At 45.6% G+C, this 9,261-nt stretch carries 12 protein-coding genes; 6 read left to right on the forward strand and 6 right to left on the reverse strand.

All coding sequences use genetic code 11. The features are described 5' to 3' along the window. Window positions 1-686 precede the first annotated feature (686 nt). The 6 genes from HMPREF3096_RS01605 (at window position 687) to HMPREF3096_RS01630 (ending at window position 6,042) form a co-directional block, all read left to right on the forward strand. Entirely contained in the window at window positions 687-1,319 is a 633-nt protein-coding gene (locus tag HMPREF3096_RS01605; RefSeq protein WP_017901447.1) for a ParA family protein, read from the forward strand. Further along, complete coding sequence (locus tag HMPREF3096_RS30245) at window positions 1,319-1,693, forward strand: hypothetical protein (RefSeq protein ID WP_048295719.1); 375 nt, start codon at window positions 1,319-1,321, stop codon at window positions 1,691-1,693. Before HMPREF3096_RS01605 ends, HMPREF3096_RS30245 begins: the two co-directional genes overlap by 1 nt. A gap of 239 nt (window positions 1,694-1,932) precedes the next feature. Continuing rightward, the gene (gene parM, locus HMPREF3096_RS01615) at window positions 1,933-2,907 is read left to right on the forward strand and encodes a plasmid segregation protein ParM domain-containing protein (RefSeq protein WP_048295718.1); all 975 of its coding nucleotides are present in this window, start codon (window positions 1,933-1,935) and stop codon (window positions 2,905-2,907) included. A gap of 3 nt (window positions 2,908-2,910) precedes the next feature. Next, window positions 2,911-3,303, forward strand: coding sequence for a plasmid partitioning/stability family protein (locus HMPREF3096_RS01620; protein ID WP_032420949.1), 393 nt, complete (start codon window positions 2,911-2,913; stop codon window positions 3,301-3,303). 649 nt (window positions 3,304-3,952) lie between these two features. Further along, window positions 3,953-5,077, forward strand: coding sequence for a hypothetical protein (locus HMPREF3096_RS30250; protein WP_048295717.1), 1,125 nt, complete (start codon window positions 3,953-3,955; stop codon window positions 5,075-5,077). Between the two features lie 128 nt (window positions 5,078-5,205). After that, the gene (locus HMPREF3096_RS01630; RefSeq protein WP_223369856.1) at window positions 5,206-6,042 is read left to right on the forward strand and encodes a hypothetical protein; all 837 of its coding nucleotides are present in this window, start codon (window positions 5,206-5,208) and stop codon (window positions 6,040-6,042) included. A gap of 301 nt (window positions 6,043-6,343) precedes the next feature. Here HMPREF3096_RS01630 and HMPREF3096_RS01635 read toward each other — a convergent pair whose 3' ends face one another. The 6 genes from HMPREF3096_RS01635 to umuD all read right to left on the reverse strand — a co-directional run bounded on the left by HMPREF3096_RS01635 (window position 6,344) and on the right by umuD (window position 9,197). Then, complete coding sequence (locus tag HMPREF3096_RS01635) at window positions 6,344-6,622, reverse strand: hypothetical protein (protein ID WP_032420952.1); 279 nt, start codon at window positions 6,620-6,622, stop codon at window positions 6,344-6,346. A gap of 20 nt (window positions 6,623-6,642) precedes the next feature. Next, entirely contained in the window at window positions 6,643-6,792 is a 150-nt protein-coding gene (locus HMPREF3096_RS30750) for a hypothetical protein (RefSeq protein ID WP_158238164.1), read from the reverse strand. Window positions 6,793-6,798: 6 nt separating this feature from the next. Beyond that, complete coding sequence (locus HMPREF3096_RS01640) at window positions 6,799-7,086, reverse strand: type II toxin-antitoxin system RelE family toxin (protein ID WP_032420954.1); 288 nt, start codon at window positions 7,084-7,086, stop codon at window positions 6,799-6,801. After that, window positions 7,083-7,334: a type II toxin-antitoxin system Phd/YefM family antitoxin gene (locus tag HMPREF3096_RS01645; protein WP_032420955.1), complete on the reverse strand. Its 252-nt coding sequence runs from the start codon at window positions 7,332-7,334 to the stop codon at window positions 7,083-7,085. Before HMPREF3096_RS01645 ends, HMPREF3096_RS01640 begins: the two co-directional genes overlap by 4 nt. A gap of 166 nt (window positions 7,335-7,500) precedes the next feature. Further along, on the reverse strand, window positions 7,501-8,772 hold the full coding sequence (locus tag HMPREF3096_RS01650; RefSeq protein WP_048295716.1) for a Y-family DNA polymerase: 1,272 nt from the start codon (window positions 8,770-8,772) through the stop codon (window positions 7,501-7,503). After that, entirely contained in the window at window positions 8,772-9,197 is a 426-nt protein-coding gene (gene umuD / locus HMPREF3096_RS01655; protein WP_001776124.1) for a translesion error-prone DNA polymerase V autoproteolytic subunit, read from the reverse strand. Before umuD ends, HMPREF3096_RS01650 begins: the two co-directional genes overlap by 1 nt. Window positions 9,198-9,261 lie beyond the last annotated feature (64 nt).

A 9,261-nucleotide genomic window follows, 5' to 3' on the forward strand; every position in this document is an offset into this window, starting at 1 on the left:
ATAGTCCGGGCCGTCCGCGAAGTTGACCTGTTCCCCACACTCCCGGCCGTCCGCGAAGTTGACCTGTTTCCCATAGTCCTGAGCGTCCATAAAGTTGACCTGTTTCCCACAGAGGATGGAAAACTCTTCTTGTGCTGAGCGTAAGAGCTATCTGCCGGACGGTTCCTCTTCGCTTCCTCGCCAGTTCGCTCGCTACGCTCGGTTACATGGCTGCGGCGAGCGCTGCCTGATTCTAGTAGCAATCTTTCAGCATGCTAGCAGCAATAAAATAGATTGCTGCTAGCATGCTTCATGCAGCCGTCGGGGCTTATAATGACGTAGTTTCCAGACAGTGATTTTCTGGTGGTATAGCATAGCGCTCGTCACATGTTGTGCTGGCTGCATGATTGCTGCAACCTTGCCGCTATATTGCCGATATGTCGATGCAATCCTCAATGAGCTCTCTTTGATTATTGCTGCAAGATTGCATAAAGCTTGCTGCTTTCGTTATCGCTAACCTGGCACAAGTATTCGGCTATCCATTCCTGTACTCTTCTGAATGGCAAGATTTAATCTTGCTGCTAGATTTTTGATTATTGCAATCTTGCTGCAAGCTGTTATCTTGTTCCGGAAGAGTTACTTTTACTAACCTCAATCAGGTTTATACTAATGTTTGCTGCAAGATAGCAGCAAGTAAAGGGGGCTAGATGGCCTGGATAGTTGGTTTTATTTCCCAGAAAGGTGGTGTGGGCAAAAGCACTAAAGCGAGAGCGTTAGCGCGTGAAGCATCCGCCTGTGGCATCAAAACAAAATTAGCTGACCTCGACCTGGAACAGGCAACGAGTGCTGAGTGGCACCGCCGACGTCTGTCAGCTGGTTTGCCACCGGTTGCTTCAGTCGAAGTATTTTCAACAGCAAAGCAGGCCATAGAATCTGCCGGCGAGTTTGACCTTCTCATTCTTGACGGACCAGCTCGTGCAAGCAAAGGGACTTCGGAAATTGCTAAGGTGGCCGACCTTATCGTCCAGCCAACGGGGGCTTCCCTTGACGATCTTGTCCCGGCCATTAAAGTTTTCAACGCGCTGGTAAAAGAAGGCGTGCCACGTTCAAAACTGGTCTTTGCTTTAAGCCGTGTAGGTACCGAAGCGGAAGAGCTGGATGCTCGTGCATATATCAGTGAGGCGGGTTATGAAACTTTAGCTGGATGTCTTTTTGAGAAGCCAGCTTACAGAAAAGCGATGAACTCAGGACTTGCAGTGACAGAAACACGCTATAAAGGTTTAAACGAGAGAGCTGATGAACTTATCCAGGCGCTCATCGATAAGATTGGAGAAGAGTAATGGCTGATGCATCAAAACTTAAAACTAAAAGAGCCCGTGGTGGGCTGGGTGTACCCCCAGGCCCTGACGAAGTGGCTACAAGCCTGAACGCGCCTGAGATAGCTCCTGCAGTCGCTGCCACTGATGTACAGATACAGCATGCGGACTTATCGCCAGTGCACCATGATCCAGTGGGTACGCAAACAGTGACCGAGGCATATACCCGCCGCGATGGCCGTTCTGCCAGAAAAACAAACAGGACGCTGGCATTTGCAACACGTGTCACACCTGCTTTCGACCAGGAGATCCGGGATATCGCAGAGCGTGAGGGGTTGAAACTGGTGGAAGTTCTGGAAAAAGCAGTTGAGGCATATAAGGAAAAACAGGGGTACTAATCCGGAATGCAGCAATCTTGCTGCATTCTTTTTATTGTTGCAATCTTGCAGCAAGATTTATGCTAGCTAAATGCTAGATTGCTGCAATATAAGTGATATAATACTCAAACTGAGTAATTAAACGACCCGGCGAAGTACGCAGTTTGAGTACTTACCTGCGGTTTATGAACGTATTTACTCAATGTGAGTAGTTATGGGGCGAAGATAAATACTCAAACTGAGTATCAATGGAGATAGGTATGAAAATTTTTTGCGATGATGGTTCTACAAACGTGAAACTTGCCTGGTTTGAAGGGAAGACGCTGAAAAGTGCGGTATCAGTGAACTCTTTCCGCCATAACTGGAAAGTCGAGGGCTTAGGCAGCAGTCGTACCTATAACTATCTGCTCGATGGCCGCAAATATACCTACGACCCGGTCAGCGAAGCTGCGATCAGCACGACTCACATTGAGTACCAGTACACTGATACAAACGTGCTGGCAGTTCACCACGCATTACTGAACAGTGGAATTGAACCCCAGGAGATAGATCTCACCGTTACGTTACCTATCAGCGAGTTTTACACGGCCGACTGCCAGAAAAACACGCTTAACATTGAGAGAAAAATTAGCAACCTGATGCGGGAAGTCACCCTGAACAAAGGGGGAACTTTTACCATTAAAAGCGTTGAAGTAATGCCTGAATCACTCCCGGCTGTCTTTACACGTCTGGTTGCTGACAATGTGGGTCAGTACGAAAAATCACTGGTTATCGATCTCGGTGGTACGACCCTGGATGTCGGGGTTATTGTTGGCCAGTTTGAGGACGTTTCGGCAGTACATGGTAATCCTGATATTGGCGTATCAATGGTCACGAAGGCCACGCTCACTGCACTGAAAATGGCCAGCAGTGATACCAGTCCAATGATTGCTGACGAGCTGATCAAAAACAGGGAGAACCTGGATTTTGTGGGGCAGGTTGTAAATGAGGCTGCTAAACAAAATCTGGTACTGGATACCATTGATACAGCGATACATAAGCTGGGCGAGCTGGTTGTTGATGATTTGCTGCAGTATCGAAACGTAAACCGCGTATACATTGTTGGTGGCGGTGCCGCACTTATTGCCGATGCTGTTCGTAAGGCATGGAACCACCTTGGCGAAAAGGTTGTTCTTATGGACGAACCTCAGACAGCGCTGGTCCAGGCGATTGCACGCTTCAAAGCGGAGGAGTAATCGATGCACGACGGCGAAGAAAGAAAAAAACTTTCACTGTACCTTCACCCGGAGGACTCTGCCGATCGTCTTGCACTGGCTGAAATTGAAACTGTCCCCCGGAAAAACCGGGGGGAGTTATATCGGCAGGCTTTGATAACCGGCCTGATAATGCATCAGCTTGATGCGCGAATTCCTGCCGTGTTAACCGCACTATTCACCAGAGAACTGAATGCGGATGAGGTCATTAGTCAGATAGCACAGATCACAGGCTGGAAACCTTCTGTTGCTGATTTAAAGGACGTATTGGCGGCACTGGGAGGAAATCAGGAGACGTCTTCTCCCAAGCCCTCTGGGGATGACGTGGAACAGGCACGCCTGAAAGCTGCTCGGACTAAGATGCAAAATCTGATGTGAGATAGAATGCACTCCGTGAAATCTGCAACATTTTGCGGGGTAAGTACTCTATTTTTTAATCTCCGTATCCTCAGCAAAAACCTACTGTCGCGGCTGCCCGTTGCCAGGTCCTGCATCCGGCCGATAGCCTGTCCCGGTCTTGGGTGAACACTGTCAGATCAGCAGCGTATTCAGTATGACGTAATCCGCCACGCTGTCCGATCACAAAAAGTACGATCAGCGAAAAAGCAGCATTGGATAATTATTCCGAATATGCAGTTTTGTCTAGGCCAACACTGGGTTTCCGAGCGCCACAGAGCAGGGGAGGGGGGAACATAGTCGGGGGTGATAAAATAGATGGTAGGTCTGGCAGATGAAGGATGCACAATATATTGATTATCCAAAGAAACTGGATTTAACCGTATGAGTAATGGACATAAACATCAGTTTGACCAATCAGACAGTGTCGAGCCTTGATAGTAGCAGTTGTGTATGTCTCCTGAGTGTATGAAGTGGACCGGATTAACTAGCATCACAGCAGAATGAACGAATAACAGCGTCGTTGATTTGACTTAAGAGCGTCACATGCGATACGCGTAAATTACTATTACTTATTGTGATTGAATTACTATATAATCATAATTAATGTTTAGATAGCACTGAGGTGAACATGATGGATGATGAGCAATCACAAACATTAAATATGCTTGATGTAATGCAGCGTGACTCATATGTTGAAACAATATCAAATATATTAGATATATCTCAGGGTAACGAAGTATTAAAGGATTTACTTCTTCGCGGATTTTACCAGAACCCTAATCGAGTAGTTCACCATGAAAATAACTCACTTCTTAATAGATTTATTGCTGCAGGTAAAAAATCTGAATGGCTATGTGAGCATGATGGATGTACTAATCCTAGTATTTATTCTCATGAATTATCTGAAAGGGCTGTATTAAGCTATTTAGCGGATGATAACCATAAAGCATTTATCCTGCAACGCAACCTGAAGAATAATTCATTTGAATTTTCATTTGAGGATAAACACATACGTAACATTTCAAATTTTGCCGGTTACTGCAGTATACATGATGAAGGTTTATTTAAGTTGATAGATGATCCAGGTAGAGAGGTCGATTTAGAATATGTAAATTTACAAGCTTTAAAAATGATGAAACGCCATATGCTCGATCATGAAATCACCTTAAAAGTTGCTAAGAATATTGCTACTGAAATTAATAAAAAAATTGATGAAATTAAAGGGGCTGAACAAATTATTACGGGCCTTCAAGAAAGTTTTGATATTTTCCAGCAAGCAATTAAAGATATGGAAAGTTCATCAGAGGCGTTACGCGTATTTTATAACAACTTATGGGTTGGTATTCAGTTAAGAGAATATATCATTGATTACAGAAAAATCCCATGCAATAAGACTGGGTGGGTTTTCTCTCATTCGTTTGAGGTAATAGAAGAAGAAAGTCACGAACGTATCTTATCATTCATATTTAAGGTGGATGTTAATCAGCAGCCTGTGTTGATTCATGCCTGGGACAATACTACGTTAGCCAGTAAACATGAGGATTTTTATATCTCTTCTGAAAAAGTAATTGAGTGTATGTTGCTAAATAAAGAAAAGCTTGTATTTTCATTGGGCTTTTTAAAAACCATGGAGATAACGCATCTTGAGCGTTTACTTGACGATGAGAGCATATATAATAATGTGAAAAACCCTGTTTTCATTTTTCTTTTTAAAAAAATATTTCTCGATGAGTTAGAGGGTGATTTAGGTTAATACAATGTATTAATTATGAGTGTTGTATGGTAGTGTGTTTTTATTCTGGCTTGTCTATAAGTACAACCAGTCTAGGCATAACTGACAACAGCTATTTATATTGAAATCCGAAAAGGAGGGGATTATGAATGTTCACTTCTACTCCGTCAGACGAGTCAACCCAAGGCGACAGCTTCATGTCAGAACCTGATGTTCTTAAAACCATACTGGGGGATAAAGTGAAGATTGAACTCGATACACTTTCAAACTATCTCATAGCAACCCTTGAAAATCATGTTAGTCATTCAAAAAAAGAACCCGACTTGATGTGGATGATCCATGAGATGGACAGTTTTTTCCATCAAGAGGTTTTCGACCACGAATATGACGCTAACGCAGCAACTATGCTACTGGCGACGAACTCATACATGATGCTTTCAAATGCAGTTCTTCAGGCACTATCAGGTCATCGGGTCGCAGTGCTCCCAGTTGCCCGAATTGCTCTAGAATCAGCCTGTTATGCCTATCTCACATCATCCAGTGAGAAGATGAGTGAACTCTGGTTTAATAGAGATAAATCTAAAACTGCAAAGGATAACTGTCGTAAGGCGTTTACTATTGGAGCGACGGTAGCCAAACTAAAGCGCATCTCACCGGATATGTCTGACTACCTGAAAAAACTCTACGAATTGTCTATTGAATATGGCGCACATCCAAACATCAAAGCCATATCTCACCATCTGCGTGATGGCGGTTTGGTGGATGATAAGTGTCGCGTCTTTTCGCACACAGGTGTTTATGGGGAAAACAGTAATCAGGTAAATGGCGCCTTATTATTCTGTGTTGATGTTGGACAAGCCATTGCATTTCTGCTTTGTGCATCATCTAAAGAACATCCTATTATTAATGAGCGCATTCATTATTTTCAGAACTGGATGGATGAGAAAAATAATCTTATAGATAAAATTTCAGCAGAGTTTTATTAACATATTGCTTAGTAAATAGATGCGGTTTGATGGATTGAATTCTCTGGCCTTGTAGAGTCTGTGGTTATTCCGTTTGGTTTTTTAAATTCAATAACAAGCTGTTTTCATTATTTAAATGAGAGTGCGTTTGTCGAGTGATGTCGCTATGCAACATAAATGTATTGCCAGAAAAAATGTTATATCACTTATTTCGAAAGGGAATGACAAACCATGACCAAAGAAGAGTTAATGAATATGCCTCATAGATAAAGATAGAAAAATACATAACCACTATTAAAAAATCTAAATCCCTTTTTTCTTCTTAATTTATACCATCTCTGATGGTGGCAGTGTATTTTTTCCGGCGTTGCAGTTCTGATTTGAACGCCTCCAGCTGACGGGTATTGATTTTTGTCCACTCGGGGCTGGTTATACCGCTTAGAGAAAACACCCGCACGCGCCATTCAAGACCTTCACATTTAGCAACACGCTGAACGTTTTCGATATCGAAGTAGGAGAGTGGGTATATTTGGAAATACCGAACCCATAAAATGTTGATCACAGGTATGGATATGATGGCCAGAGTTATTAGAATTTCCAAGTTTATTCCTTGAATTCGTCTTAATTGATTGTTAAAGCAGCGTTCCCTAGTATTTTAAACGATGGATTCTTTTTCTTTTCAGGGAAGGCAGCATGAGCTATCCATAGCTCATCGATGAATAATTTTTCCTGTTTTACATGTTTGATTTGTTCACTTTTTTTTTCATTCATTATGCGTTATCTCATCCTTTCGCTGGCCAGATTGTACACGTCACTACGCTCACGCTTTCCTACAGCAACAACTGCGATAATTAAATGATCATCTATCACCTGATATACTAGGCGAAAACCAGATGCACGAAGTTTAATTTTATAGCAGTCCTTTATCCCTCTCAGCTTTGCTGAGGGGATATGCGGTTCGTCACAGCACTTCTTCAGTTTCTTCGCAAACTGCTGCTGAATGGCCTTATCCAGCTTTTGCCATTCTTTCAGAGCATCTTCCCTGAATTTGACCGTATAAGTCATAGATAAGTGTCCAGATCCACGTCAAGCAGCTGCTGATTACTGCGTTCTGAAACCAGCTTTGCCAGTTCCTGATCATCCATGGCATCAAGCATCTTCTCGTAAAGCTCTGCCGGGATACAGTAAAAAGCGGGTTGGTTACGGTTCAGAATAGCGACCGGGAAGCCGTCGCCGGCACTGACTGTCGCCATCGGGTTTTTTTTAAGTTCGCTTATGCTCGCGCTTGTGTCACTCAGAATAATGTTGGGCATAGTGTACCTTTAAGACTTATTAAAAGGTCTCAAATATAGTCCTCATATGACCAGTTAACAAGTCTTTTAAACAGTGGATGTGCAAAATACCCTGAGAGCGAGGGCACTGGTGCTCTCCCCCATCTTGGTGGCCATGCAAGCCAGACACGGGCTGAGCCACTCCGGATTAAAACCTGGCAACCGGTAACTCTTTCCAGCGGGTTGTATATGCTGGCGACAGCATCTCCCGCTTCATCTGCCACTCAGGAGCAATACCTCTGCCGGCAAACCAGACTTTCCCGAGTCCGGAATGATTAATGCCGTCGAGTACCTTCATCAGCGCATCGCTGTGCGGCCGTGGCTGCACGTCATCGAACAGATTCAGCTGCGCGACGCCGTTCGGACTGAAATCATTGAGCATTATCCCCGCTTTTGCGTAGCGGTGGCCATCGAGCCAGATCCTGTCCAGAGACCTGACCGCTGCCGCGATAATGTCCCGGGTGTCACGGGTAGGGGTGTTCAGTTTTTCCGTGGCCACGTTACCGTAATACGGCTCATTAACCGCAAAAGGGGATGTCTTGATGAAGGTACTGATATGCCGGCAGTACTGTCGCTCACCGCGCAACTTTTCCGCCGCGCGCTCGGCATACTGGCAGACGGCCTGGCGCATTTCTTCGTAGGTGGTGATCCGCTGCCCGAAGCTGCGACTGCAGACAATCTGCTGTTTCGGCGGCGGCGCTTCCTCCAGTGAAATGCAGCTCTCGCCGTTCAGCTCACGTACCGTGCGCTCCAGCACTACGTTGAAGTTTTTCCGGATAAATGTAGGGTTCGTCAGCGACAGCTGCAGGGCGGTGGTGATCCCCATAACGTGCAGCTTTTTCGCTATCCGGTTCCCCACGCCCCAGATTTCTTCCACCGGCTGCAGGCTGAGTAATTTTGCCGTTCTGCGTGGATTATCGGGCGACAGCGCCAGCACCCCCCTGAATTGTGGCCATTCCTTTGACGCCCACTGCGCCGATTTGGCCAGTGTTTTTGTGGCGCCGAAGCCGACACCGATCGTCAGTCCGGTTCCACTGAGAACATGCCCACGCAGCTGCCTGCCAAAATCCTCCAGATCCATACAGTGGCCAATTCCCCGGGCATCCAGGAAACATTCGTCAATTGAGTATTGTTCGACGCGGGGCGACAGATCTTCCAGCAGGGCGACCACACGGTTACTCAGGCTCGCGTAGAGCTCGTAGTTGCTGGAAAAAACGTACAGTTTTTCAGGAAACTGCGCCTCTTTAAGCTGGAACCAGGGGGTTCCCATCTTTATACCCAGCCGTTTGGCTTCAGCGCTCCGGGCAATAACGCAGCCATCGTTGTTACTGAGAACGACGACAGGTTTGCCGCGCAAATCCGGCCTGAAAACCTTCTCGCAACTGGCGTAGAAGGAGTTGGCGTCTGCCAGGGCGAACATCAGTCTGCCCTCCGGGTTTTATGAATGAAGGCCGTCACCACGCCGAAAATTTGCAGCGTTTCCGGATCCGGGTACAGGGAAGGGAAGTCCGGGTTCATCGCCTGCAGGGCTGGCCGCGGCGTCAGAAGCAGGCGTTTTACGGTGAATTCACCCTCAATTTCCGCGATAACAATATCCCCGTGCCGCGGCTGTTCTGCTTTATCCACGACCATCAGATCGCCGGAATAGAGGCCAATATCAGTCATTGAGTTGCCAATCGCCCTGACAAAATAGGTGGAGTGGCGCCGGTGAATGCAGTACTCATTCAGATCCAGTTCAGACTCCGTGTAGTCCGCAGCCGGTGACGGAAAACCCGCAGGGCATCGCTCTGTGAACAAAGGAATTTTTACTATGCTGGCTTCTGATACTGCAGGAATGAACTTCATCGTTTTTCCCTCGCTTGAAACTGTACATATATGGGTCTTCCCTTGTTGTGGTGGCTGAAGGCAT

This window comes from Klebsiella sp. HMSC25G12 (genome assembly GCF_001807705.1).
Classification (GTDB): domain Bacteria; phylum Pseudomonadota; class Gammaproteobacteria; order Enterobacterales; family Enterobacteriaceae; genus Klebsiella; species Klebsiella variicola.